General features: G+C 49.5%; 25 protein-coding genes. 6 read left to right on the top strand and 19 right to left on the bottom strand.

Annotated features, from left to right (window positions below):
- Positions 1–182: 182 nt before the first annotated feature.
- The 4 genes from A372_RS0118725 to A372_RS0118740 all read right to left on the bottom strand — a co-directional run bounded on the left by A372_RS0118725 (position 183) and on the right by A372_RS0118740 (position 3,982).
- The gene (locus A372_RS0118725; protein WP_019422423.1) at positions 183–905 is read right to left on the bottom strand and encodes a ThuA domain-containing protein; all 723 of its coding nucleotides are present in this window, start codon (positions 903–905) and stop codon (positions 183–185) included.
- Positions 906–1,003: 98 nt separating this feature from the next.
- Complete coding sequence (locus tag A372_RS0118730; protein ID WP_019422424.1) at positions 1,004–1,972, bottom strand: sugar phosphate isomerase/epimerase family protein; 969 nt, start codon at positions 1,970–1,972, stop codon at positions 1,004–1,006.
- 60 nt (positions 1,973–2,032) lie between these two features.
- Complete coding sequence (locus tag A372_RS0118735; protein ID WP_019422425.1) at positions 2,033–3,115, bottom strand: Gfo/Idh/MocA family protein; 1,083 nt, start codon at positions 3,113–3,115, stop codon at positions 2,033–2,035.
- Positions 3,116–3,223: 108 nt separating this feature from the next.
- The gene (locus tag A372_RS0118740) at positions 3,224–3,982 is read right to left on the bottom strand and encodes a sugar phosphate isomerase/epimerase family protein (RefSeq protein ID WP_019422426.1); all 759 of its coding nucleotides are present in this window, start codon (positions 3,980–3,982) and stop codon (positions 3,224–3,226) included.
- A gap of 199 nt (positions 3,983–4,181) precedes the next feature.
- On the opposite strand from A372_RS0118740, the gene A372_RS0118745 reads away from it, so the two are divergent.
- From A372_RS0118745 to nagA, 4 genes are all read left to right on the top strand, one after another.
- Entirely contained in the window at positions 4,182–5,033 is an 852-nt protein-coding gene (locus A372_RS0118745) for a helix-turn-helix transcriptional regulator (RefSeq protein WP_019422427.1), read from the top strand.
- Positions 5,034–5,213: 180 nt separating this feature from the next.
- Positions 5,214–6,071, top strand: a complete 858-nt coding sequence (locus A372_RS0118750) for a MurR/RpiR family transcriptional regulator (RefSeq protein WP_019422428.1) — start codon at positions 5,214–5,216, stop codon at positions 6,069–6,071.
- Between the two features lie 7 nt (positions 6,072–6,078).
- Positions 6,079–6,807, top strand: a complete 729-nt coding sequence (gene nagB, locus A372_RS0118755; RefSeq protein ID WP_019422429.1) for a glucosamine-6-phosphate deaminase — start codon at positions 6,079–6,081, stop codon at positions 6,805–6,807.
- Positions 6,800–7,978, top strand: a complete 1,179-nt coding sequence (gene nagA, locus A372_RS0118760) for an N-acetylglucosamine-6-phosphate deacetylase (protein WP_019422430.1) — start codon at positions 6,800–6,802, stop codon at positions 7,976–7,978. The genes nagB and nagA overlap by 8 nt, the downstream gene beginning before the upstream one ends.
- 221 nt (positions 7,979–8,199) lie before the next feature.
- On the opposite strand, the gene A372_RS0118770 is transcribed toward nagA, so the two are convergent.
- Positions 8,200–8,424: a helix-turn-helix domain-containing protein gene (locus tag A372_RS0118770; protein ID WP_019422432.1), complete on the bottom strand. Its 225-nt coding sequence runs from the start codon at positions 8,422–8,424 to the stop codon at positions 8,200–8,202.
- A gap of 275 nt (positions 8,425–8,699) precedes the next feature.
- Positions 8,700–9,716 (bottom strand): YhcN/YlaJ family sporulation lipoprotein, encoded by a 1,017-nt coding sequence (locus A372_RS35525; protein ID WP_019422433.1) that lies wholly within the window; start codon positions 9,714–9,716, stop codon positions 8,700–8,702.
- Positions 9,717–9,983: 267 nt separating this feature from the next.
- Here A372_RS35525 and A372_RS0118780 point away from each other — a divergent pair, with 267 nt between their 5' ends.
- Positions 9,984–10,982, top strand: coding sequence for a ketoacyl-ACP synthase III (locus tag A372_RS0118780; protein ID WP_019422434.1), 999 nt, complete (start codon positions 9,984–9,986; stop codon positions 10,980–10,982).
- Positions 10,983–11,395: 413 nt separating this feature from the next.
- Positions 11,396–11,893 carry a nuclear transport factor 2 family protein gene (locus A372_RS34270; protein ID WP_019422435.1) on the top strand — a complete coding sequence of 166 codons (498 nt, stop codon included), beginning with the start codon at positions 11,396–11,398 and terminating at the stop codon, positions 11,891–11,893.
- A gap of 90 nt (positions 11,894–11,983) precedes the next feature.
- On the opposite strand, the gene A372_RS34275 is transcribed toward A372_RS34270, so the two are convergent.
- The 13 genes from A372_RS34275 to A372_RS0118850 all read right to left on the bottom strand — a co-directional run bounded on the left by A372_RS34275 (position 11,984) and on the right by A372_RS0118850 (position 25,183).
- The gene (locus A372_RS34275) at positions 11,984–13,027 is read right to left on the bottom strand and encodes a DUF4340 domain-containing protein (protein WP_019422436.1); all 1,044 of its coding nucleotides are present in this window, start codon (positions 13,025–13,027) and stop codon (positions 11,984–11,986) included.
- Positions 13,027–14,409, bottom strand: coding sequence for a GldG family protein (locus A372_RS0118795; protein ID WP_019422437.1), 1,383 nt, complete (start codon positions 14,407–14,409; stop codon positions 13,027–13,029). Before A372_RS0118795 ends, A372_RS34275 begins: the two co-directional genes overlap by 1 nt.
- A 6-nt stretch (positions 14,410–14,415) precedes the next feature.
- Positions 14,416–15,132, bottom strand: coding sequence for an ABC transporter permease subunit (locus tag A372_RS0118800; protein WP_019422438.1), 717 nt, complete (start codon positions 15,130–15,132; stop codon positions 14,416–14,418).
- Entirely contained in the window at positions 15,125–16,243 is a 1,119-nt protein-coding gene (locus A372_RS0118805; protein ID WP_019422439.1) for an ABC transporter ATP-binding protein, read from the bottom strand. The genes A372_RS0118800 and A372_RS0118805 overlap by 8 nt, the downstream gene beginning before the upstream one ends.
- Before the next feature lie 175 nt (positions 16,244–16,418).
- The gene (locus tag A372_RS0118810) at positions 16,419–17,339 is read right to left on the bottom strand and encodes an NAD-dependent epimerase/dehydratase family protein (RefSeq protein ID WP_019422440.1); all 921 of its coding nucleotides are present in this window, start codon (positions 17,337–17,339) and stop codon (positions 16,419–16,421) included.
- A gap of 59 nt (positions 17,340–17,398) precedes the next feature.
- Positions 17,399–17,767, bottom strand: a complete 369-nt coding sequence (locus tag A372_RS0118815; protein ID WP_019422441.1) for a hypothetical protein — start codon at positions 17,765–17,767, stop codon at positions 17,399–17,401.
- A 178-nt stretch (positions 17,768–17,945) separates the two neighbouring features.
- Positions 17,946–18,674, bottom strand: a complete 729-nt coding sequence (locus A372_RS0118820; RefSeq protein WP_019422442.1) for a glycosyltransferase — start codon at positions 18,672–18,674, stop codon at positions 17,946–17,948.
- Positions 18,671–19,585 (bottom strand): NAD-dependent epimerase/dehydratase family protein, encoded by a 915-nt coding sequence (locus A372_RS0118825; RefSeq protein ID WP_019422443.1) that lies wholly within the window; start codon positions 19,583–19,585, stop codon positions 18,671–18,673. The genes A372_RS0118820 and A372_RS0118825 overlap by 4 nt, the downstream gene beginning before the upstream one ends.
- The gene (locus tag A372_RS0118830; RefSeq protein ID WP_019422444.1) at positions 19,582–20,409 is read right to left on the bottom strand and encodes a dTDP-4-dehydrorhamnose reductase family protein; all 828 of its coding nucleotides are present in this window, start codon (positions 20,407–20,409) and stop codon (positions 19,582–19,584) included. Before A372_RS0118830 ends, A372_RS0118825 begins: the two co-directional genes overlap by 4 nt.
- Positions 20,406–21,392 carry a polysaccharide biosynthesis protein gene (locus A372_RS0118835; protein WP_019422445.1) on the bottom strand — a complete coding sequence of 329 codons (987 nt, stop codon included), beginning with the start codon at positions 21,390–21,392 and terminating at the stop codon, positions 20,406–20,408. Before A372_RS0118835 ends, A372_RS0118830 begins: the two co-directional genes overlap by 4 nt.
- On the bottom strand, positions 21,385–22,473 hold the full coding sequence (wecB, locus tag A372_RS0118840; protein ID WP_019422446.1) for a non-hydrolyzing UDP-N-acetylglucosamine 2-epimerase: 1,089 nt from the start codon (positions 22,471–22,473) through the stop codon (positions 21,385–21,387). The genes A372_RS0118835 and wecB overlap by 8 nt, the downstream gene beginning before the upstream one ends.
- 63 nt (positions 22,474–22,536) lie before the next feature.
- A complete protein-coding gene (locus A372_RS34280; protein ID WP_019422447.1) occupies positions 22,537–24,105 on the bottom strand; it encodes a glycosyltransferase family 4 protein in 1,569 nt (522 codons plus the stop codon).
- Positions 24,106–24,742: 637 nt separating this feature from the next.
- Positions 24,743–25,183, bottom strand: a complete 441-nt coding sequence (locus tag A372_RS0118850; protein ID WP_019422448.1) for a hypothetical protein — start codon at positions 25,181–25,183, stop codon at positions 24,743–24,745.
- Positions 25,184–25,241: the final 58 nt, after the last annotated feature.

Genomic DNA, 25,241 nt, shown 5'->3' on the forward strand with positions numbered 1-25,241 from the left:
TAGAGCAAATTTGGAACTACCTAGATTATTTTTACTTTTTGAACTCGCACTTGTGGACCGATAAACGCAAAAAAAGTTCGTTTGCCATAACAAACGAACTAATCATCAAATGCTACACATTCTCTCGAACCTCTTTAAAATAGTAAAAGGCGCCCTTGCAGGCGCCCCATTTGTTCCCGATACTAGTTTAATTTTTCAAGCGGCTTCGCGTTGCCATACGCAGGATAAGAACGTGTTGAAGGCTTAGCCCAATTCACCGCATTATAAATGACGCGGCGAACCTGTTCATTGTAATACGTCGGATACGTTTCATGACCTGGACGGAAATAGAAGACTTTGCCCATCCCGCGATGGTAGCAGCATCCGCTGCGGAATACTTCTCCACCGGTGAACCAGCTTACGAACACTAGCTCGTCCGGCTCAGGAATATCAAAGTGTTCTCCGTACATCTCTTCTTGTTCCAGCTCAATATACTCCCCAATGCCTTCTGCTATTGGATGCCCCGGAGAGACGACCCATAAACGCTCTTTGTCGTTTGCTTCGCGCCATTTCAAGTCACAGCCCGTACCCATGAGCTTCTTGAATATTTTGGAGAAGTGACCAGAGTGCAGAACGATAAGTCCCATTCCTTGCAACACACGTTGATATACGCGTTCTACAATCGTCTCTTCAACCTCGTTATGCGCCATATGGCCCCACCAGAGCAGGACATCCGTTGCGTTCAACACCTCTTCGGTTAAGCCATGCTCCGGCATATCCAATGTGGCGTAACGTACGTGAAATTCTGATTCCAAACCTTCTCCAATGGCACCGTGAATTCCATTCGGATAGATTTCAGCGACCTTCGGGTTCTTATGTTCATGGCGGTGTTCGTTCCAAATCGTGACATTGAGTTGTTTAGTCATCGGTGTCTGTCTCCTCTCACATTCCCCGCTTCTCTTCAGCAATTATATGGCGTGAAGAGAAGCGGGGGCGTTGCCTCTATATGAACCTGTGTGGGATGTTACACCCACCACATCTCGCCGAGCGGCTCCTTCATCAAAATCGGTTGCAAGTTCTGCACTGCTTTCGTGAAGCCTTCGTCGATCGACATCAAACCGTCTTCATGCTCAATGCTTACGACATAATCGTAACCTACCAGGCGAAGTGCGCTAATAATATCAGCCCACGTCTTCATATCATGTCCATAGCCGACCGTGCGGAACTGCCATGCGCGATCCAACATCATCGAGTACGACTGCATATCCGTAATGCCGTGCTTGTTCACATTGATCGGATCAATCGTCGTATCCTTAGCATGGAAGTGATAGATCGCGTTCTCTTGTCCGAGAATACGAACCGCCTGCACCGGATCGATACCTTGCCACCACATATGGCTCGGATCGAGGTTGGCGCCGACGGCTTCCCCAACCGCCTCGCGCAAGCGAAGCATCGTGCCAGGGGAATGAACGGAGAATCCACCGTGCAGCTCAAGGCCAATCTTGAGTCCGCGCTCAGTGGCATACGCACCAACTTCTGTCCAATATGGAATCACCTTTTCTTTCCATTGCCAATCCAATATTTCTTGATAATCGTTTGGCCAAGGCGCGACTGGCCAGTTCGGATATTTCGCTCCCTCATGATCCCCTGGACAGCCAGAGAAACCATTTACGATCGGAACTTCCAGCTTCGCCGCCAAGTCTAGCGTCGCCATGAAGTCCTCATGGAATTGCTTGGCAATCTCTTTCTGCGGATGAAGTGGATTGCCGTGGCAGCTCAATGCGCTGATCATCAAGCCACGGGATTCCACAGCTTGCTTGAACGCCTTTATTTTGCTGTCGTCAGCGAGCAGTTCGTGCGGGTTGCAATGATTGTTGCCGGGATAGCCTCCAGTGCCGATCTCGACTGCCTCCACGCCTTTGGCTGCGATCGTATCCAATGCTTCTTCTAGCGGTAATTGTCCATACAATACTGTAAATACACCTAATTTCATTGCTAGACCTCCTTCGGTAAATCAGCCCTGTGCGGGATGATGACTTGCTGTCTGCCTCTTTTATTCGAAATAAATCGCTTTGCCCGTGCGAGCCGACTCATATATCGCTTCTAAAATTTCGGAGACGACGCATGCTTGCTCTGCTGTCACAACCGGTGTCTTATCTTGCTCAATCGCGTCGATCCATAGGCGCATTTCCAAATCTGGAGCGTTTTCTGTTTCACCGTCATAAAAATCAACGCCGCCTGAGTCGAGTTCGATCTTCTGCTGATACAGACGGCTATGCTTTTCACCATTAATGTTCAGCCCGTTCACCATATCCGCTCCGCCTTCGGTTCCACATAGCGTGCACTTCGCTTCGCCGACCTGCGTCGTGTTGAGCGCCCAGCTGGATTCCAGCATAATGGTCGCGCCGTTCTTCATTACGACCATGCCGAACGCCGAATCCTCGACCGTAAATTTCTCCGGATCCCATGGACCCCATGCATTGGCTGCTTGCTCACGGCTGCTGAGCTTATGATAGGCTGTGCCAAGAACGACCTTCGGCTCGTAATTGTCCATCATCCACAGCGTCAGATCAAGCGCGTGCGTTCCGATATCGATGAGCGGGCCTCCGCCTTGCTTCTCTTCATCCAAGAACACGCCCCAAGTCGGAACGGCACGGCGGCGAATCGCGTGAGCCTTCGCATAGTAGATATCTCCGAATGTTTCGTCTTCGCACAGCTGCTTCAAATACTGGCTATCGGAGCGGAAGCGGTTGTTGTAGCCGACGGTCAACTTCTTGCCTGAACGCTTTGCAGCTTCCACCATGCGGCGCGCGTCTACCGCCGTCTTCGCCATCGGCTTCTCGCACATGACGTGCTTATCGCTTTCCAACGCTGCAATCGAGATTTCCGCGTGGGAATCGTTCGGCGTACATACGTGTACAATATCAATGCTGCTGTCTTGCAGCAATTCTTTATAATCACTATATACTTTGGAATTTTCATTACCGTATTTGGCTTTCGCTTCTTCAGCGCGTTCTACCACGATATCGCAAAATGCAACCATTTCGATGTTATTCAATTTGGACAAGCTAGGCAAATGCTTGCCATTGGCGATGCCGCCGCATCCGATAATCGCAATTTTATAAACGTTAGACATTATTAGTTTCCTCCTCAAAATCGACAATATTATTGTGGGTTCATCGTTTTATCGTTATGGTCATGACTTGATGGACATGACCATAACGAAGATGTGCAAATGTGCCAATTACTTGCCCAAGTTGCTCTTAATCCATTGACGGCTGTTCTCAACGCTTGCCAAGCTCGGACGTTGGCATTCATCCTGTTCAACGATAAGCCATTCAGCTCCGGCATCCTTCGACGCTTGCGCGATGGCCATCAAATCCAATTCACCAAGACCCAGCTCTACGGTCAACGGCTTGCCCTCTTCTGTACGCTTCAAATCCTTGAAGTGCACGAGCGGGATACGTCCCTTATATTGGGCGATTACGCTGAGCGGGTCATATCCGCCATACTGTACCCAGCATACGTCAAGCTCTGTAAAGAGCTTCTCCGCAGGGAGCTGCTGGAACAGCGTGTCGAACATCGTCTCCTCACCCAGCTTGGTCGTAAATTCGAAATCGTGGTTGTGGTAGCCCAGCTTAATGTTATGCTCCGCAAGACGCTCTGCCGCACGTGCGAAATGTGCCGCTGTCTCTTGAAGAGCCGGCAGCGTATTGTAGCGTGACTCGCCCAACCCGGGGCAAATTACGTGACGGTTGCCGATTGCCACGTTCATCTCGATCTGTTCATCCAAATGATCGATCAGCTGCTCGATGCTGACGTGGGATCCGGCGGCTTGCAAATTCAACCGTTCCAGCGTCGCAGCCAGTTCCTGCGGCTGCAATCCGCCGTAACCAGCGAATTCAACTCCGTCATAGCCCATTGCCGCTACTTTTTCCAAAGTGCCGACGAAATCCTTAGCAGTCTCGTCCCTTACGGTGTATAACTGTAATCCAATCTTCACCTGTTCCACCTCATTTTTATATGAAAAATAACGAATAAACAACATTTTTTTGCCTGATTGAAAAGGTTTTCAATGAACTGCCTTCATTGTGCCACAATGCCTCCCTAGTGTGAATGAAGGATATCCTTTTAAGATGAACTATCTTGCTATATTTGCTATAATTATTGTAAATCAAAACCGATTGCGACAGGAGGAAACAATGTCCCCATCGATTGAAACAGATAAAGACTTCACTTTGATGTTCTCAGGATACGCCCGGCACAGCAAACCGATGAGCATGGTTATTCCAGAGCTGAAGCACTATCTTGTACGAATCCAGCTTGAAGGCAGCGCCCACGTATGGCTTGAAGATCGCTTCGAAGCGTTCAAACCCGGAGATATGCTGCTGCTCGCGCCCGGACAATACTACGATTTGCAGATAGGCTACCGCAATCCGGGCACATTGGATCCGCTCCCTAAGGTGCACAGCCTTGACTATTATTTCATTATCAATGGTCCTTGGATCGCATCCTGGTGGAACAGGCGGGAGCGTCCCGGCAAAGCAGTGCTTGGCATCGATGACCGGCTGCTTTCGCTATGGCGGGATATTATGCAAGAGCAGCGTCTGTTCGGCAGCAACAACATGAACGATATTGTCAGACATCTGACCTTCGCCTTCTACCATATGCTGGACCGCACGCTGACGGAGCGCTCCCATCCTTCGTTCCAAAATATGAAACGAAGCACACAGCTGGCGCATCAGATGAAGCATTATATCGAAATGAACGCAACTGAGGCATTCACGCTGAATGAAGTGGCGGAAGCAGTGCAGCTAAGCATATCGCGCGCGTCTCATATATTTAAAGAGACGTTTCATCAATCCGTAATGGATTATGCGATACATGTCCGGTTGACTATGGCTTGTGAACGGATACTGCATGGCTATATGCCGCTGGAGCAAATTGCAGAAATGTGCGGCTTTCAAAGCTATTCTTATTTTCATCGCACATTCAAAAACCGCTTGGGCCTATCCCCGCGTCAATTCCGCGAGCAGCGTCAATTAGGGCAATAGTAATCGCATCGTTGAGCGGGCGTTGCAGCAAGTGTGATGAAATTGTGGTGTTTTTCACTTTCAGCTTGTAATACGGCCGCTTATTTACTATGATTAAAGTGCATTGAAATAATTTTCATCAATAGAGTGAAAATAATTAAAATTATTTTCATCAAATCCAACCGTAAGAGGATGATTTTATTGTCCAGTATATTGCATGCGATTCGGCAGCAAGCGCACGACTTTCATCCCCAGGAACGCAAGGTAGCCGATTACATTTTGCAATTTCCGGGCAATGTAGTGTCGATGGGCATCACGGAGCTTGCCGAACAATCGGGAACGTCCGCTGCTACGGTGACCAGATTTTGCAAATCGCTTCATTTTCGCGGATACCCCGATTTCAAGACAAAGCTTGCAGCTGATTTGGCTCAACAGACAACACCGTTATCCTACCAAGATATTATTGCAGGTAATCCCCTGCGAGATATTATTTCAGCTATTGAGTCCAATCACATCCGTTCTATATCGGATACGACACGGCTACTGGATATTGTCACCTTGGAACGTACGCTGCTTGCATTCCAGCAAGCGCGGCAAATCGATCTATATGGCATGGCGACTTCAGGCATCGTAGCGATGGATTTCTATCAAAAGCTCATTCGCATTGGGAAGCGAGCCACTTGTTTCCCCGACCCTCATATGCAAATCACTTCTGCTGCGAACCTTACCGAAGAAGACGTTGCCTTTGCCATTTCCTATTCTGGGGAAACGCCGGAGACGATTGAAGCTCTGCAGTGTGCGAAGGAACGCGGCGCCACGACCATTTCCTTAACGAAGGTCGGCGTCAATCGGCTCGCCTCACTAGCAGACATCTCTATTTGCGCTTCTTCCTTAGAAGAAGGCATTCGACGCGGCGACATGGCATCGCGCATCGCGCAGCTTCACATTATCGACATTTTGTTTGCGGGCATGGTCAGCGAGCAATTCGACGAGCACATCCCCAAGCTGGAGCAATCGTATCGTATGGTACGCAAGTACCGTAAAGATAAAGGGAGGTAACAATCACATGAATCTGTTAACTTTTCAAACGAATGAAGAATTGAATCAAATCGGGGCAAGCATTATCGCAAGCCTTGTCCAGACGAAGCAGAATGCGGTTCTAGGTCTCGCTACCGGCAGCAGCCCGATTGGCATTTATCAAGAATTAATCCGCTTAAATGAAAAAGGCTACGTGAGCTTCAAAAACGTTCGTTCTTTCAACCTGGATGAATATGTCGGTCTGCCTGCAGGTCATCCGGAAACGTACTTATCCTTTATGAATAAGCAGTTATTCGATCATATCGATATTAATAAAGAAAATACGCGCGTACCGAATGGCAACGCGGAGAACCTAGAGCAAGAATGCAAGCTATACGATGAAATGCTGGCTGACGCTTCAATTGATTTGCAAGTGTTAGGCATCGGGCATAACGGTCATATCGGGTTCAACGAGCCCGATCAGAACTTGCACGGCGGTACCCATATTGTTACCCTAAAAGAAGAGACTCGCCAAGCGAACGCGCGCTTCTTCGATTCCATTGACGAAGTGCCTAAGCAAGCGGTCACGATGGGTGTCGGATCTATTTTGAAAGCTAAAATGATTATGCTCGTCGTTCGTGGCGCAGATAAAGCAGACATCGTACACCGTGCATTAACGGGTCCGATTACAACGGAAGTTCCGGCATCGCTCTTGCAAACGCACCCGAACGTCGTCGTATTGCTCGACAAGGAGGCGGCTAAATATTTCCATGGCTAATTCAACATTTACCCTCACCAATGCGCGTGTCGTTACACCGAACGGCACACTGTGCGACGGTGTTGTCCGTGTCGAAGACGGAAACATCGCCTTTATCGGCAAGTGGACCGAGTTAACGGAAGCTCAGCAGCAGGATTGGGCTCCTGAAGCGATCGACGCTCAAGGCGGCTGGGTGCTTCCAGGATTTATTGATTTGCACGTGCACGGCGGCTTCGGATCGGACTTTATGGACGCGACTAGCGAAGCGTACGATGCCATTACGAAATATCATATGGAGCACGGCACGACTGCTATGCTCGCGACGTCGATGACGCAATCCCGCGAGGCGCTTGACCGGGTCATGGTTGCAGTAGATGGCTATATGAAGCAAGGCATGAACTATACGCAACTGGCCGGCATTCATTTGGAAGGACCGTTCGTGAACCCGAAATATAAAGGGGCTCAGAACGCTGATTTCATGATTGACCCGCAAATCGACTGGTTCGAAGATTGGCATGCGCGCTTCCCAGGTCTTATGAAGCAAGTCAGTCTGGCGCCTGAGCGCAACAATGCGCTCGCAGCCATCCGCTGGCTGCGAGCACACGCCGTGAACGCAGCGGCTGCACATACTGCTGCCACATACGATGAAGTGACTCGCGCGGCGAACGCGGGGTTGAATCAGGCAGTGCACACGTTCAACGCGATGACGCCGATTCACCATCGCGATCCGGGTGTAGCCGGCGCGGTGCTGACCGATGATCGCATTACGGCAGAGATCATTGCCGATGGTATCCACGTGCATCCGGCCTGCATCAAGATGCTGGCGCGTACCAAGGCACCGGGCAAGCTCGTCATCATTACTGATGCGATGTCCGCTGCAGGCATGCCAGACGGCCAGTACGATTTGGGCGGCTTGGCTGTTACCATGCGGAATGGCGTATGCCGTCTGACCGAGGGCGATTCGTTAGCAGGCAGCACACTGACAATGATTCAGGCTGTTAAAAATATGGTGAGCTTTGTAGGACTGACTATCCCTGAAGTATCCCAACTCGCGAGCACGAACCCTGCCAAGCAGATTGGCATCGATCACGTAACCGGCAGCATTGAAGTCGGCAAGCAGGCGGATCTCGTCTGGACCGACGTGGACTTGAACATTCAACGCGTATGGGTTAAAGGCAGCACTCATATGTAACGATTACAGATAGGCAGAAGCGCTTCTCCGAGAGAGGCGCTTTTCTTTTTATACAGTTAAAAAAATAAAGCGTAATTCCAACAACGTTACGCTGTTAGTCCTACGCTTGAATTTATTCGGTGCAAGTCGTCCGAACTTGCTCATCAAAGAACCTCCTATCACATGATCCGTTGTAGGATATGGTCAAGAAGGCTAAAATTGTCAGGGCGATGGGCTAATTGTTAGATTTTTAACTCCCCAAGCTTGATTAGCTCGACTACCGCTTGCGAACGACCCTTTACGTTCAATTTTTGCATTACATTCGAAATGTGATTTCGGACCGTTTTTTCGCTAATAAATAATTGTTGTGCAATATCACGGGTCGTTTTGTCCTGAACAAGTAATTCAAAGACTTCGCGTTCACGATTAGTCAGCAGGAACTTGCTTTTGTGATCGCTACCCTTCAAGTGTCACCCCTCCTTGCCCAAATTTTTGTAATATAACAAGGTTAAGGGATACAGTCAAAGTTATACTATGAAGGGCGATTACACTTGGTGCGGTGCTTCGTAAAAATGGGCTTCGCCTTCCCCAAAAACAAGGCAGCATACATAAAACAATCCCGGTTGAAGCACGTTAACGATAGGCTTCTTCTTTTATGTAAATGCAGGGCTTGTCTCTCTGCTGCACACATAACGCATACTTGTTGCGGAGAGATCAAGTCCTGCATCGTAGCCTTGACGTATTATCTTCCTGGAGCCATGTTGTTCAACCGAGTCGGCTGTCCTGTAGGGTTAGCGCCGGCATTCGTCGGGAAGATGCGGTAAATCATTTCTTGGAATTCATTAGCAAACCCGGTAAGTGGCTGTCCGTTTGCTGCATAATTATTATAATAATTCATTCGATCAACGAAATCCGGATTGGCAGAAACATACACATTGTTACAGTTTGGCGCTTCTTTTTTAACCATATTGCCGATTTTTTCTTTCAAATCAGTAGGGACATCGCTAGCGCTCGTCGAACGTGTCCCATAAGAGCCAGCATGAGAACCATGCTTGCTTGTCCCATGAGTACCCATATGAGAACCGTGCTTGCTTGTTCCATGAGTACCCATATGAGATCCGTGTTTGCTTGTTCCATGAGTACCCATATGAGATCCGTGCTTGCTTGTTCCATAAGTACGGCCATCTTGGCGATGAGTACTCATTCCAGAGATTTTACCTTTCGGCGCCGTTGTTGTATGTTCCGTTGTAACCGCAACGTAAGCATTGTTATTCGTCACCACTACGTTTGCCGATTTCACGCCTTTAATTGTTGCAATCTTATTGGCGATCTTTTGGCTCATTTCCATTTTGCTGTTCGCGGAATGCATACCATAGCGTCCGCCACTCATGTCGTAATTACGACCGTGCATGCCATCATAATTACGGCTATGCATGCCATCATAGTTACGACCGTGCATGCCATCATAGCTACGACCGTGACCGTACATGCCGTCGTAATTACCGTGCGTTCCGTACGTTCCGCTTAAATTGTTATCTAGAGTGTTCGTACGGTAACCGTTTCCGGTAAAATTCGTATTATAGCGGTTGGCATTAAAGCGGTAATCCCCGTCAAGCGGTCGAACACCATCTGTGGAACGGTACATGTTATTCGGGCGGGCACTCTTGGTGGTTACATTATCCCGAGTCGTACAACCTGTCATACCCATCGTCATCACGAGCGCAGCCGTCATCGTCAGCAAAGCCACCTTCAATCGCATCGAATTTCCTCCTTGTATAGTTGAATGGGGGGTGTCACAACACATAGCATGCGCTGACGAGAGGATGTTATGCCGATATGTTTTTCCCGCTCTTCCACTCCTTGCAGTGGAATGGGTTGGAAATTGCCGCCTCTGAACAATCCTTTGTTGACAATTTTTAGCTGCCACTATAATATTAGAGCATCGCACTTTAGTACCAGGTGCTAATTAAAACACTGCATTTACTCATACACTTTTTGATACGTATTAAAGGAGGATTTTATCATCTTGCAAACCGTGAAGCTGCATACTAAAGCACGAATTACAGCATTCGGCACCTACGTACCGGAGCATCGTTTGACCAATGAAGATCTATCTGCGATGGTCGATACGAATCATGAATGGATCGTTCAGCGTACAGGTATGATTGAGCGGAGAATTGTTGGTCCCGATACGTATGCCAGCGATTTAGCATATCATGCAGTGCTTAATTTGGCAGAGCGTCATGGTGTGGATGTGCAGACTATAGATGCGCTGCTTGTTGCGACCTCGACTCCAGATGCATTCTTCCCGAGCACAGCCGCTCTTGTTCAAGCCCGACTAGGCATTTCCAATGCGATGGCGTTAGATATTTCCAACGCATGCGCAGGCTTTGTCAGTGCGATGCAAGTAGCCATCGGTCTGATTGATTCCGGCATGCACCGCAAGGTGCTTGTTATCGGCTCTGAAGTATTAACGCGGGCGGTGGATTATCAAGATCGCAGCACCTGCATATTATTTGGCGACGGAGCCGGGGCTATCCTCCTTGAAGCCGGGACGGAACAAAGTTGCTTTATTGCTTCCGGTTCGTTAACGATGGGAGATACAGGGGGCGTATTGCATCGTCGCGCGATAGCTGAGCGCATCGGAGACATTGAGATGAGGGCTGACGGTACATTGTTCCAAAACGGAAGAGAAGTATACAAATGGGCGCTGCAGCAAATACCAGCTGGAGTGAAACGGATATTGAAAGAAGCAGGATACTCAGCGGATCAAGTGGATCAGTTTGTTCCCCATAGTGCCAATCTGCGCATGATTGAATCGATATGCGAACGCTCTGGCATCCCAATAGAGCACACGCTGACAAGCGTACAATATTATGGCAATACTTCCGCTGCGAGTATCCCATTAGCCATTGCCGAGGGGTTGAAGGACGGAAGATTGCAGCCGGGGCATCTCACGCTTCTTTATGGCTTCGGCGGCGGCTTCTCGCAAGCGATACTGCTTCTTCGATGGCCCTCTTTTTGACATATAAGCCCTCTGTGGCTTTTTCTTTTTCTTGTTTACTCTACTCTTATCCGGCAACAGGCATACTTCACCCATAAATCTTCCATTCTTCAGACAGACTTCTCCCTTGTATCCATAGCAGCAGTTTTCCATTTTCCGTGCTTCTTCATCCCGCCCATCGTTATCAGCGCATGGGCAATCCCTGCTGCTTCGTCCATGTAATCTTAAGCAGATTCTAAGAAAAAAGACGTCTATAGTCCTGCATTGCTCGTAAATACAACGTGTCCATGATTCGCTTGGAATACATCTTCGCACACCAAAGTTTGAATCCGTTACAGTTGAATGATTGTCAGTTTCAAGTTTTGCGGGCAAATGTCTAGTTACATGCATATTATTACTTAAGTCTTTACACCCCAATTAGGAGGTTTTTATTAATGTATTTTCATCACCGGTATATGTTAAATCAACCTTTTACCGGTTACACTCCGTGCTACACCCCGTACCCTAATTCCGTTCTCGTTTATCCTGTTGTTGTATACCCTAGGAATGAAGCTGGACATCTTCGCAGAAATAAGGAACTCGTTCGAAGTCTCTTCGACACTGTATTTAATCAGCATCAAGTGGATGCTGCGGTCCATTTGCTGACAGAAGACTATATTCAACATAACCCCGCGGTGCCTACCGGACGAAAAGCATTTATGGATACTTTTAGGGATCTTTTTAAAAAGTACCCTGGCTATCATGCATCGATCAAGCGGATCATTGCCGAAGGCGACTACGTTGCGGTGCATAATCATACGGTTACGGGTCCAAATGACCGTGGAAATGCTATCTTGGATATTTTTCGAATTGAGGATGGGAAAATCGCCGAGCATTGGGATGTCATTCAACCTGTGCCAGAGCATTCAGCCAACCAGAACACCATGTTCTAGGAAGAAGACGGGCCCGGAGGACAACGCCGGATTATACGCCTCCGGCGTCCTCTTGAAAATTCCAGGTTTTTCTCCTCCAGGCCTTCTCTCTCATTTCTTAGTGGCTTGTTTATCTTCGTTATCGCTCATCTTCCCGTGCCAGAGCGTCTGAACATCCAGAAGCTCCTGCTTATGAATGGCATATGCCCACTCACTATTTGGCGGAACAATCCATAGCTCTTCGCCTTGCATATATCCCTTATACTGTCGCGTCTCTGCTTTTCCTTTTTCCTCTTGTCCCGTCACCTCCTGATCCGGCTTCAGCGAAAGGTCCAACGACCAATCCGGTTCATTATTCGCAATATGAGACAAGGATGCAGTCCGAGATGGCTCCTGCTCCGTCATCCAATACCTCATTTTGTTCATCAGCGTCGTGGCGTCATTTTCGGTTATAGACTTACCGTTAAGCAGCCAATTCTTTATTTCACTTTCTTCCTTATTGGCCTCTTGGCTGCGGCCGTCGTCAGAATTGGCTTCCGTTGGTGTCTCCGCTTTGTCCACATGCTGCAAACGATAGGACTGCCCCGACCAGTTCCATTCGAACTGCTTCACCCGTTCAAGTGGAAAGGTCAGAGGCTCCTTCGCAGCAAAGTCGAAGGCTGTTCGCGCCAGGCTCGACAGCGCGGATTGTGACACTTGATACACCGTCCGTTCATCATCTGCCGTTGCATAGAAGAAGCCGGAGACGGGAGACTCGGCACCGACATTGATGCGGTGAGTCTTGCCGTCACGCACGGACACGGTGAATGTCTGAGACGGCTTCTCTAATCCATACTTGTCCATATCAGCAGCGTGCTCCTCCACCGTCGACTCCACGCTCACGTTTGATATCGTCGACAACCAATCGTCTACTGGATAGGTATTTATAGGATAGGTATCCGGCTTGGTCATCGCCCATTGCCCCTTATTGTTCACCAGCTCCACCTGTTCTTCCTGAATCTGAATCGTCAGGGCGGTAATTTGCTGTTGATTCACTTGCAGGAGCGTATTCTTGGCTTCCTCCTGATTGGTACGGAAGAAATTGTTGGCTGATGCATACCATAATCCGACTGCGAATACAAGCAGCAGAATGACCGTCGGCAGCGCCTTCTTCATTATCCATGCCTCCTTCTCCACCATAGTCCTGCCCCGATGAGGAGCAGCAAGAGTGGGAAGCCAATAACAGTCGTCCATAAAATGGCCTGCGCTTGACCTGGAGTGAGATATGTTATCTGGTATGCTTCATGCTCCCGCGGTCTAATCGTGACTTGATCATCGTTGCCTTGTAACCAGTTCACACTGTTCAATGCAAAATCGCGATTGCCTTGCGTATAAATGTTATCGTCATCCAAAAAACTGGAACCGCCGATGACAACAGCCTTTGGCTTGCCGTCCAACGTCGTTACCGCCAACCCGAGCGTCAACGGACCATTGATATCTTGATCTCCGCGTTCGCTTCCCTCTTTTATAAGCCGCTCAAGATCTGTTTCTCCATACGATTCGGCTGACGTACGAAGGATCGGTTCCGCCTCCAGCGTATCTGTCGCCTTTGCCTCAAGCGGCAGCCCCAGGCTGAGCATCGTAAGCAAGTTGTATTGCGACAGCTTGGCCGTCAATTCATGCGTACCATACTCGGGTATGATTGTGAATGGATCGTAAAGAATGCTCTCTTTCGCTTCTACCGCTACCGCATGCTTGTTCTCCACCCCTAGCTGCTGCAGCAGTCCATCGAGATTGCTCCATGACCGTTCCATCTCAGGATTGAATCCGAGCGCAATGTACAGCTTCCCGTCTCCCTCCGCGTACTTCTTCAGCAGCTGCGCTTCCTTATCGGTCAGGTCCTGGCTGCCACCGAGCAGCATCACGAAGTCTGCATCCTTCGGAATCTCACCTTCGCGGTACAGATTCAATTCCTGTAATTCAATATTATCTTCGCCAAGACTAGAAGCCAACGCCGTCATTTGAGACAGCGGAAGTTCCTGATGACCGGACAGCACATAGGCCTTAGACTTCTTATCAGTTGTCAAGCTGCGCAGCGCCTGCGTCATTTTCTCCTCGCCGCTGAACTTATAAGCCCCATATCCGTCACCAGCACTGAACATTTCATACAGTCCAACCGTCTTGCGTTTTGATCCCTGCTCGAACACAATCGAGCTTCCTGCCAGCCCATATTGCTGCGCCAATGACGGCTCCTTCAGCAGGTCATACTGCTGAAACACAATATGACTGTTATGCTTCGCGAGCTCCTGCCCCATATCCGCAACCTGCCGCGTTAGAAGTGGATCATCGTTCGGAGTTAAGAACAGCTTCATATCAACTTTATCTTGTATCGACGTCAAGGTCGTGGTCGTCTGTTCCGACAATGTAAATGATTTGTTTTGCGTCAAGTCCCACTGAAATCCCGTTAACGACTGTAAAAAATACGTCAACAACACAAAGATGCCGATAACGGCGGCCGACAGCAGAGCAGCGTTCGTTCCTCGCAGCCATTTTTTCATAATTCGTTACCTCCACCGTTTTCTTTCAAGCACCTGAATACTCAACACGACGAATACGGCCGTCAATGTAATGAAAAAGAGGACGTCCGCGCCATTTAGCACCCCTTTCATGAACGAGTCCAGCCGCGTGTTCATCGCAAACGGCATCAGCCATTCTCCGAGCGTGCCAGAGGATGATGCCGCCCAATCCAACATCGTCCAGAACGTGAGCAGCATGACAAAAGAGGCGATCGCCGTCACCATCTGATGCTGCGACAAGGTGGACGCGAACAACCCCACCGCCGCCATGGCAGCCGTCAGCAGCAGCATGCCGATAATGGAAGTAATCATCATCTTCATATCCAATGTGCCGTAAAATGACATAACGATGGGATAAATGAGAGTAAAGCCGACCAGAACTACCATTAATACGAGGGCTGCGGCATATTTGCCGAGCACAATTTCAGTCATTCGTGCCGGGGAAGTAAGCAGCAGCTCATCCGTTCCCTGTCGGAATTCATCCGAGAAGAGCCTCATTGTCAATAAAGGAATAACAAATACGTACATAAAGGTCGCGTTGCCCGATACGAGCCGGAAATCGATGATGCTAGGCTGAAACATAACAAAGTTCATATAAAATAAAATGCTGGAAATGAGTACATACACCGCAAAAGCAACATAAGATGTCGGCGACGTAAAATAAGCATGCATCTCCTTGCGAAAAATGGCATTGAACCTACGCATCACCTGAATCCTCCTCCGTTGTCAAGCGAGTGAACACATCCTCAAGACTCGTCATTTCCCGCTTCATTTCAAGCAGAGGGTACCCTGCGTCTGCCAGTGCGTAGAATAGCGCTTCGCGCACATCGGAATGATCCTGTGATACGACGCGCAGCTTTATTGTCTCTCCTGATTCCGGCGAAGGAACGCCTGGTTGTGAGGTGGTCAGCTCATAATTGTCGACGCACACCTGCACTGCTAAGTCCGCCTCCTGTCCAGCCCCTTCTAGACCCGTGTCGGTATGATCCATAGTTGTAATCGGAGCCTCATCAACTTCTTCATTCCGGCAGGCCTCTTGAAATCCATCGCCGACAATTTGGACTTCCGTCACAAGCGGCAAGGCAGACACCACTTGAATAATAGACTCAGTCGGTCCTTTCACTTCCAAATGCAAACTAACCTCTTGCCCCATGGCCGTGCCTAATCTGTCCGGACGTTCGTCCAGCACGATTTGTCCTTGATGAATAATAAGCACACGGTTGCACAACATATTCACTTCGGGGAGTATATGGGTGCTGAGCAGCACCGTATGCTGCTCCCCAAGCTCACGGATCAGTTGACGAATCTCAATAATTTGATTCGGGTCGAGTCCCGATGTCGGCTCATCAAGCACAAGCAGATCAGGCTTGTGGATTATGGCCTGTGCCAATCCAAGCCTTTGCTTGAACCCTTTCGATAGACTTCGAATCATTTGTTGCTCTCTGCCATGCAATCCAAGCTTGTCCAGCATTTCATTGATACGCTTCTTCTGCTCCCGAACCGGAACGTTCCGCAAATCGGCCACAAAACGCAAATACGACATCACGGTCATCTCCGGATAAAGCGGTGGTGTCTCAGGCAAGTAGCCTATTTTGCTGCGAGCTTTAGCACCGTGTTCCGACATGGATAGCCCGTCAATGGTAATGCTCCCGCCGGTCGGGTTCAGATAGCCCGTAATCATGCGCATCGTCGTCGTCTTACCTGCGCCATTCGGACCCAAGAAGCCGACGATTTCGCCGCGCTCCATCGTGAAGTCAATGTGCTGTACGCCACGACGTTCGTCGAACATCTTACTGACGTCCTTCACTTCTAACATAATGACCCTCCTTGTCCTAACCTCCCGTGGACGGCACCCGCAAGCCACATGCGGCGTGCCCTCACAGAATGCTCCAACAAGCATCATACCCAATGAACTCTAATGTGAGATTAAATGAAACTGAAAGCATACTTAAAAGTTCGTGTCTGAATTGTGAACGATATCAATCCGCACTTCAGCTTTCTTTAGCGTTATATGCATGATAAGTACGTTCCAATCCTTCAAGAAGAGAGACTTTCGGAGACCATCCCATATCCTGCCGAAGACGCTCGTAACTGAGACAGCTGTGACGTATATCCCCTAATCTCTGTGGAAGCTTTTCCAGCTGTGCAGGCTTTCCGCAAATGTGCAGCAAATGATGAACAAGCTCATTGATGGAAGTTGTCTTCCCCGTTCCAACTTGCCATAAGCCGTCCTTGCGGCATTCGGCTGCACGCAGGCATGCATCCACAACATCCCCGACAAAGATGAAGTCCCTCGTCTGTTCTCCGTCCCCATGAATAGTAAGAGGAGCATTGGCATGCAGGCGGTCTATGAACAAGGCGATAACACCACCTTCACCTTTTGGCGTCTGTCTCGGTCCGTACACATTCGCAAAGCGCAATATCGTTCCATTCAGACCATGTAAGCGGGCAAATAATTGAAGATAGCGTTCAGCCGTTAGCTTGGATAATCCATAACAGGAGAGCGGCGCTGGGGGCTGATGCTCCTCATACGTATCAAGGGCAATGTCTCCATATACGGCTGAGGTTGAAGCGAGCACCACATGCCGCACCTTCGCTTTCAAGCATGCGGCAAGCGTAACCAAGGTGCCTTGAATATTGGTTCGCATATCTATTACCGGCTGCGCAATGGAACGCTTAACATCCGCTTGCGCGGCAAGATGAAACACAATTTCCGGCTGAATGAGCTCTATCTCCCGCCCCGCTGCTTCTTCCGCGATATCCAGTTCATGAAGCACCGCTTGCGGTGTAACATACGATTTCCCTCCTGCACTGAGGTTGTCAAGGATATGCACCTCATGTCCTTGACTGATTAGAGCATCCACGAGATGTGACCCAATGAAGCCCGCTCCACCCGTTACAACGATTCGCATTTTATTCACCCCGTCTCCCACTCAATCTACTGTCCCGTTTCTAGTCATAGGATCGGACCCTATTTCAACACGTCAACCTCCGTGAACGTCTCCATTCCAAGCGTACGAACAATGGATTGCTCGTTGTTTTTCATTTGCACAGACACCTGCAATGGATGATTGCCTATAATGGTTGTAAACACTTGAAATCCATACGGTCCAGGTGAAAGCCGCACGTCCGATATTTTAAGCACGTCACCTGGATTTCCCTGCTGCGTTATTCTATGAATATGCTCCGATACGATGACCCTGTTGCAAATAAGGCGTACCAATACGTTCGCCCCTTGTGAATGTTGGTTTTCAATTCGAATATCTGCATATTTCACCATCAGTTCATCATTAACGAGCGGATTATCTAATAATTCGGAATAGTACACTCCCAAATTCACGCTGCTCCTTCCTTTGGCTGCTGCCGATGTTCATCGCTAACAACATATGCACAATACTCCATCGCGGCAAGGGTATGCGCCTAGCGAGATGCGCCTATAGCATCCCCTCACTTCAGAGGGGAGCACCCAAATGTTCAGCAGCCGAACCATAGGATGCTCCGTCTTATTCCTCTCGGCGTTACACTGACATCCGCTGCAAAAACTTAGCAAGAAGCGGTTGGTACCGGCTGTTCGTCTCTGCAGCCTCTTTCATTATTGCGGCTCCATGCTTCATCGTACCCATGCCACCGTGCCAACGGTAAGCCGTGAATGGCTCATCGACGAAATGAAAGTCAAAGCCGTTCAATATGGCCCGGTACCAAAGATCCAAATCGTGCGTAAACGGGAGTTCCTCGTTAAAGTTACCGATATATTGCAATAATTCGCGCTTCATCATTACCGTACATCCGTTCACCGGATTGAATTTGAAGAAGCTCTGATAAAATTCGCCCATAGACGGGAATGTTACGGCCGCGCGATGCTGCGTCACTTGGCTGTATCCATTGATGTTATCGAAATTCGTGTGGCAGATGTAGGCGTTCCACGTCATCATATACTCCAACTGCTTAACTAGTTTGTCAGGATAAAACAAATCGTCGGAGCTCAGCCAAGCAATGTATTCTCCTGAAGCATACTTGATGCCATGATTAAGCGCGGATGCCGTCCCGCCGTTCGCTTTGCCCAAGTAATGAACGCGATCCATATAAGGGCGAATGCGATCCGCATACTGAGTGGAACCGTCATCAACGACGATAATCTCGAATTGGGGATACGTTTGCTGAAGCGCACTGCGAAGGGCCTGACCCACAAACAGATCGTTATAAAACGGGATGATAATCGTTACTAATGGGAACGTAAAATCCTTCAATGGAGTTCCCCCTCCTTCCGATAATAATGCAGAATATCAGCCACTGACTGTTCAAATGCGCGCAGCGGTGCCCAGCCCCACCGCTCAGGAAAAGAGATGTCATTGGGTTTAACGCTGGAGTATGGCTCAGTCTCATCGCCATATTGGAATTCGACTGGTACTAGCGAACAGCGAGCGAATGTATCCGCCACACTCCCCAAACTGCGATACCGTCCGCTTTCAACGGGATAAATGTGTCCTTGCTTGCCATGCTTGAGAATGAGTTCGTACGCTGCTGCCGCATCCCGCACATCGAGGAAATCTCGCTGTTCATGTCGATTGGATATGTTGAAGCGCGGCGGCCCTTCTCCTTTTTCCGTCTGCACAATATAGCGTCCCAGCAAGCCGCAAATGCCTGAAGAGGAACCAGGGCCGATCAGATTGGACGGCTCTGCCAGCAGAACGTCCTGTGCAAATAGATGAGCCCATCCGAGGGCTGCTAATTCTTGCAATGTCTTGCTTAACGAGTAGGGATGAGACGGCGAAAAGACAGGCGCATAAGATGCTTTCAACTTCGATGTAACGATCAGAATACGGCTGTTCGGAGTCAGGCGGAGCGCGTTCAACAAATGCAGCGTGGACATTACATTCACATCCAGCATGTGAAGTGGATCGGACCAAGAATCCTGTACGGAATTCATGCCGGCCAGATGAAGCGTATAATCCGGATGCACCTGCTTCACTACTTCCGAGACCCGCTCACGATCTTGCAAGTCACACATGACCACTTCCGCTCCCATCGCTGACACATCAGCATCCGCACGCCGCGTAAGGGCAATGACCCGCATCCCGGAATTCAGAAAATGACGACAAGCATGACGACCGGTAAATCCGGAAGCTCCGGTGACGAGCAGTGTCCCACCCCCGTTCATCGCCAATGCATCCTTACCGCTAATTCTGTCACCATGGCGATATACGAAGGGAGTGGATAATCAGCATCGGCACGTGTATTGGCCAATGTACGATTTGAAGCAGGCTCGTCGGTTGGCACAATGTCTACATTGACTTTCAGGAATACATCTTTGAACAACGTCAGTAAGTCATGCTTATGAATCGGTTGCGGATGCCCCAAATGGATTAAGCCGCTTATTCCGCGCTGAAGGTAATGATGAATAGCACGCGCCAGTTCCCATGTCGTGACTCCATTCCACCACACTTGACGATAGCCCTGGATTGTTCCTTCTTGACGGAGAAACCAATGCAGCAGTCCGATGCCTTGCGGTCGGATTTCAGGTCCGATAATCGAGGTGCGTATGGTGAGGTGTGGTGCAACGGTTAACTCACCCAGCTTTTTGGTTACCGCGTATAGAGAGGCTCCATCTGTTTTATCGTCTTCCCGGTACTGCCCTTTATGCCCGGAAAACACACAGTCGGTACTAATATGAATGACACGCGCTCCCATTCGGTCAGCAATCTGCCGCAGACGATGCGGCAGCAGTCCGTTCACTTGATAGGCTTCGATCGGCCTTTGTGCCGCCGCTTCATTCAACATGCCGACGGCATTGATGATGACATGAGGACGCACGGCAGTTACGAGTCGTTCCACTTGCTCCGTATCGGTCACATCCAATATTAGAGCGTGTTCTTCTGTTGCATCACGGCACGTATAGAACAAGGCGACGTTCCTTTGTTCCCGGAAATAGCGGACCAGAATATGGCCCGCCATTCCGTTGCCCCCGATGACGAGAATTTTCATTTCAAGAAGCCTCCCCGCTTCAGCAGCGCTGCGATAGCGTCTTTATTCATCAGATCGTGCTCTGAGCTGAAGCTGGAGAAATCGACCGGAGAGTATCGGCTGTATTGCTCTTTTAACCTAGGTAAATCAAGGGTAGGCAAAATAACTAAGTAGGCGTCGTCATACACGATAGTCGTCAAACTTTCATATTCGCTCATCAATATTTCATGAATTTTCTCACCGGGACGAATGCCTGTCTCGACAATGCGCACATTATCTTGACCCGAATGATCGATCAGCACTTCTGCCAAGTCGATAATGCGGCAGGTCGGCATCATCATGACGAAAACTTCACCGCCGAAGCTCTCTTTTGTCGCTTTAAACAAAAGCGTGACCGCATCTTGCAAAGTGAGAAAAAAACGTGTCATTTTTTTATCGGTAATTCCAATTTGGCACTTCGTCTTGATTTGATTCATGAACAGGTGGATAACGCTGCCGTTGGTGCCGAGCACATTGCCGCCGCGCACACAGACGAATTTGGTAGAGGAACGCAGCAGATTTGCGTATACAATCAACTTTTCTCCGATCGCTTTGGTCATGCCATAGAAATTCGACGGGTTAGCTGCTTTATCTGTGGAGATGTAAATGACCTTCTTCACTTTATTTTCAACTGCTGCCTCAATGACGTTCTGTGTTCCAATGACGTTAGTCTTTAATGCCTCATACGGCTGTTCTTCACATACAGGCACGTGCTTGAGTGCAGCGAGATGAAAGATGTAGTCCACTTCCTGGCACGCGTGCATGAGCGCATCCTTGTCCCGTATGTCACCGACGCAGAAGCTTAACCTATCATCTTCAAACGCACGGCTCATCGCCACCTGACTTGATTCATTGCGAGAGAATATCGTCACTTTTTTCGGATTTTGCGGTAACAGCTGCCGAACTAGCTCATGTCCCCATGAACCGGTGCCGCCAGTCACAAGAATGCGCGTGTCATTAAACATGGATGTTCCCTCCAAGCAAAAATTTAACTACTTTATCCGATACATCCTTCGTTACGTATCCGTCCGGACAGCTCCAGCCGGTAGGCAAAGCCGTCATAATGGATACCGCATCAACGATGTTGTCGGCTTGCAATCCGGATACGACGTTGCTTCCACAATCAACGGTTTCGGGACGCTCGGTCGAATTGCGGATGGTTACGGTCGGCACCTGAAAGATGCAGCACTCCTCCTGTACGGTGCCGCTATCTGTAATGGCACAGCGCGCATGCTGCTCCAGCCGGACGAAGTCAAAAAAACCGAACGGCTCATAACTCTCGACTAGCGGATGCAGCTTGATACGATGCTGGGTCAATTTAGATCTGGTTCGTGGGTGAATGCTGAAGATTAAACGGAGCTGTTGTGTCTCGGCAATGGTATTTAAGCTTTGCACAATTTGAATCAAATGCTCGGGGTCGTCTACGTTCTCTGCGCGATGGGCTGTCACGATGAAATATTGCTGCGGCTGTAATTGGAGCTGATCGAGAATGGGGCTTGCATTAATTTGCGCCTGATAATGGAGAAGAACTTCGTAGATTGGGTTCCCCGTCACCACTATCCGCTGGCTGGGAATGCCTTCGCGAATCAAATTCTGCTTGCTCTGTTCGGTGTACGGCATGTTAATGGAAGAAATCGCGTCGATGACGCGGCGATTCTTCTCTTCCGGCACCGCCAAATCAAAGCAGCGGTTGCCCGCTTCCATGTGCACGACGGGAATGCCTATACGTTCGGCAATGATGGCCGATAAGGCGCTGTTCGTGTCCCCGAGCAGCAGCACTTTGTCTGGCCGCTCTTTTTCCAAAATGATTTCGACATGCTCAAACATGGAAGCAAGCTGTCCGCCGAAGCTTTGCTGCTTATGGTTTATCACATAATCAGGCTGCCTTAATTGCATCTCTTCAAAAAAGATGGCGCTCAACGTATGGGTAAAGTTCTGTCCCGTATGCACGATGACATGACGCCCGGCCAGTCGGTCTAGCTTCTTCATTATGACACTGAGACGAATGATTTCGGGGCGTGTTCCGAGAATCGTCATGACACGCATCGCACTTATCCCCTCGTTTCAAAAAATATTTAGTCTGCTTCGCGAATGTAAGCAGGAAATAGTTCAAGGACGTTTGCGGCGCTGCACGCGCTTGCGCCCTTGCCGCACTCTCCTGTTCCCGCTTCTGCGAATGGCCCGGATGCGCCGCTTCGGCGAAATGCGCAATCGCCTCAGCTCACGCCGACTTCTTCTCACTGTGCGGGCTCGGCGCTTGCGCTTTCTACGGCGCGGCCGTTCTTTCCGCGTACCTTCTACCGGAGCGGGCGGCGCTGTCCCGGGCATTTCCACGGCTGCTCCTTTCGGCAAAGCAGCAAGCACAGCATCTGGCAGGCGGCGGACATGTGCCGGATCCGCATACTTGAACCGATGAGCTGCGGGAATAGGACGATACGCACCATGGTCCTCCAAGTAAACGATAGGCTGTGAGCCTTGAATGAGGCGATAGATAGCGGGATTATGGATGACGTGGTGAACAAGTATGTGAGCTAACCGATCTCGGTATGTTCCTGCACCGAACTCCCGCTCCGCCGCTTCCCGATTGCGTCTGCCAAGCGCTTCGGCTTTATCCCGATGCAGCGCCAAATCTAACACCTTCTGCGTTAATTGGTTCACGTTGCCCGGTTCGGCCATGGATTCCTCATTGCCGGTAGCCCGCATAATTTCCGCTAATCCACCCGAACCATAAGCGACCACCGGTTTGCCGAACACGAGACCCTCCAGCGCAGTTAAGCCGAAGCCTTCCGGGGCAAGGCTTGGTATGACCACGATGTCCATTGCGGGGTAAATGGACTGGACGGAAGACACAAAATGAATAAAATGAAAGCGATTGGCGGGCGCTGATTTCACCATGTCCTTGCATGTTTTAAAGTACGTTTCATTCGCCGGGGCGCCAACCACCACGAAGCGCGCATCCTTGACACGTTCGCTTACTTGAAGGGCCATGTGCAGAAAGTGTTCTAAACCTTTGTTGGCGTATATGGCAGAGGATATATAACCGATGAGGCGGTGAGCGGGAGAAAGATCAAGCTCATACCGCTTCCTTGCCCTGAGCTCGGACCATCGTTCCGGTTCCAACGAATCCATGTGCCAAGAGGGAGGCAGCACGTATATCGGAACATGCGGTCCCGCAACATAACGGCGAAACGGCGCAAGGGTAGTCTCCGAGACTCCGATGATTCCATCGCTGAACATTCGAATGAGCGAGACGGCATTGGAGGTGAATGCATTATCTGCAATCGCTTCATTAATCTGCCACAGCACCGGTATGCCTAGCGACTTGGCGGCAAGCGCCGGCAGCGCATGCACCGAGGTGTTGGTCAACACGATATCCGGTCGCAGGTCGGCCAGAAGCCGAACGACCGCATCCCACTCCGAATGCTGCCGTACATGCTCAAGCTCGGCAAGCAAATTCGCCGACGGCAACACCATCGAGTAGAACAATCGGCATGGCTGGACAATAAACGGAATCTGATAGGCTGATGCTTGTGCAGATAACTGTCCCTCTTCAGGTACGACAAGCACGCAATCGTAGTATGCCTGCAATTCACGCGTCAGAAAAAGAAGCAGTTTTTCAGCTCCGGTAATGTAAGTCTTGTTGCATAAATGGGAGAATAAGAGCAACTTTGGTTTCATCAGGTTCTGCCCGTTCTGCCGACTTACGGGGAACAGGTATCATTCCACCTCCTTTGCCAAGGTACTACAGTATATTAGTCCACGACGGGTATCGGCACGACATTTGAACCTAATACAAGCGTACAATTTACAAAAACAGAGCCACTTGTCCGTTACCAGTTCCTGTTTACTCTAGCAGCCGCCATACAGTTCCGTAGAAATCCGAATCTATGAATTATTAGAAGACATCAATCAGTTGCAAAAGACAAAGTTTATACATGAAAATAGCGCGTTCAAACTGACGGTGATTCGCTTCATCCGATCCTTTGCTTCATTCTCCCCTTCCATCAGGAGGCGGTACGTCCTTTGACATTCTTGTTCACCGTCATCGTGATCGGCCGTTTCATGGCAGGATATACGTAACCGACATGAGCCTTAATCCTCGACGCTCTCCGGGTGAATGGAGCGAAAGGCCACTGCACGGAAGTCAGACAACATGTTTTCGATAAAAAGGAAAGGGAGTTCTGCGCTCTGAACATCTTCTATTCCGATTTTATGAATTCTGTAAACTCAAAAAAACTCGCCCTTGCAAGGACGAGTTTGGCTGTGGAGAAATCTAGAGATTTGGCGATCGCCCATTCTCATAAACAACACGATTTCATGCGGTGGGCGACTGCGATCGAGAGCCCGCCAGAATAAATTCCGATAACAAAAAGGAGACCTGATCCGACTGTGTATAAATGACGTAATCCGCACCGAGAAGCCGGTAAATGGAACGCGGGTGATGACGCTTCGTTATTAGCGTAATCGGCTCACAAGACCATTGCCGGCATACTTGAAGCAGTCGACACGACAAAACAAAGCTTTGTTCGAACAAGAAGAGGCGCCCCACTGGCACTTCGGGTACATTCCATTCTTTAGGATCAGTCGTGTTGACTCGACATACATGCGCGACACCCAGCTTCTCCATTCGCTTCACAAGCCGACCGTTATTGGCGATAGCCGCAACGGAAAGACCTGCTCCTCTCAACTGGCGAATGAAATCGACGCCCATGGCATTCGGTGCGAACACGGTAATGATTCGGTCCGCGTCGTGCATATTCAATTCCCTCCTGTCGTGTCCGATGCCCTGCTTTTAGAAGAAAGAGGTGCGTCGA

Source organism: Paenibacillus sp. OSY-SE (genome assembly GCF_000283315.1).
Taxonomy (GTDB): Bacteria; Bacillota; Bacilli; order Paenibacillales; family Paenibacillaceae; genus Paenibacillus_B; species Paenibacillus_B profundus.

What these genes read in the sequence shown, in the direction of transcription:
- A372_RS0118735 (WP_019422425.1), bottom strand. Translation starts at nt 3,115, where the DNA reads ATGTCTAACGTTTATAAAATTGCGATTATCGGATGCGGCGGCATCGCC.
- A372_RS0118810 (WP_019422440.1), bottom strand. Translation starts at nt 17,339, where the DNA reads ATGCGAATCGTTGTAACGGGTGGAGCGGGCTTCATTGGGTCACATCTC.
- A372_RS0118825 (WP_019422443.1), bottom strand. Translation starts at nt 19,585, where the DNA reads ATGAACGGGGGTGGGACACTGCTCGTCACCGGAGCTTCCGGATTTACC.
- A372_RS0118800 (WP_019422438.1), bottom strand. Translation starts at nt 15,132, where the DNA reads ATGCGTAGGTTCAATGCCATTTTTCGCAAGGAGATGCATGCTTATTTT.
- A372_RS0118795 (WP_019422437.1), bottom strand. Translation starts at nt 14,409, where the DNA reads ATGAAAAAATGGCTGCGAGGAACGAACGCTGCTCTGCTGTCGGCCGCC.
- A372_RS0118835 (WP_019422445.1), bottom strand. Translation starts at nt 21,392, where the DNA reads ATGTTTAATGACACGCGCATTCTTGTGACTGGCGGCACCGGTTCATGG.
- nagA (WP_019422430.1), top strand. Translation starts at nt 6,800, where the DNA reads ATGGCTAATTCAACATTTACCCTCACCAATGCGCGTGTCGTTACACCG.
- nagB (WP_019422429.1), top strand. Translation starts at nt 6,079, where the DNA reads ATGAATCTGTTAACTTTTCAAACGAATGAAGAATTGAATCAAATCGGG.
- A372_RS0118830 (WP_019422444.1), bottom strand. Translation starts at nt 20,409, where the DNA reads ATGAAAATTCTCGTCATCGGGGGCAACGGAATGGCGGGCCATATTCTG.
- A372_RS0118725 (WP_019422423.1), bottom strand. Translation starts at nt 905, where the DNA reads ATGACTAAACAACTCAATGTCACGATTTGGAACGAACACCGCCATGAA.
- A372_RS0118745 (WP_019422427.1), top strand. Translation starts at nt 4,182, where the DNA reads ATGTCCCCATCGATTGAAACAGATAAAGACTTCACTTTGATGTTCTCA.
- A372_RS0118805 (WP_019422439.1), bottom strand. Translation starts at nt 16,243, where the DNA reads ATGTTAGAAGTGAAGGACGTCAGTAAGATGTTCGACGAACGTCGTGGC.
- A372_RS34280 (WP_019422447.1), bottom strand. Translation starts at nt 24,105, where the DNA reads ATGAAACCAAAGTTGCTCTTATTCTCCCATTTATGCAACAAGACTTAC.
- A372_RS34275 (WP_019422436.1), bottom strand. Translation starts at nt 13,027, where the DNA reads ATGAAGAAGGCGCTGCCGACGGTCATTCTGCTGCTTGTATTCGCAGTC.
- A372_RS0118850 (WP_019422448.1), bottom strand. Translation starts at nt 25,183, where the DNA reads ATGCACGACGCGGACCGAATCATTACCGTGTTCGCACCGAATGCCATG.
- A372_RS34270 (WP_019422435.1), top strand. Translation starts at nt 11,396, where the DNA reads ATGTATTTTCATCACCGGTATATGTTAAATCAACCTTTTACCGGTTAC.
- wecB (WP_019422446.1), bottom strand. Translation starts at nt 22,473, where the DNA reads ATGCGTGTCATGACGATTCTCGGAACACGCCCCGAAATCATTCGTCTC.
- A372_RS0118730 (WP_019422424.1), bottom strand. Translation starts at nt 1,972, where the DNA reads ATGAAATTAGGTGTATTTACAGTATTGTATGGACAATTACCGCTAGAA.
- A372_RS35525 (WP_019422433.1), bottom strand. Translation starts at nt 9,716, where the DNA reads ATGCGATTGAAGGTGGCTTTGCTGACGATGACGGCTGCGCTCGTGATG.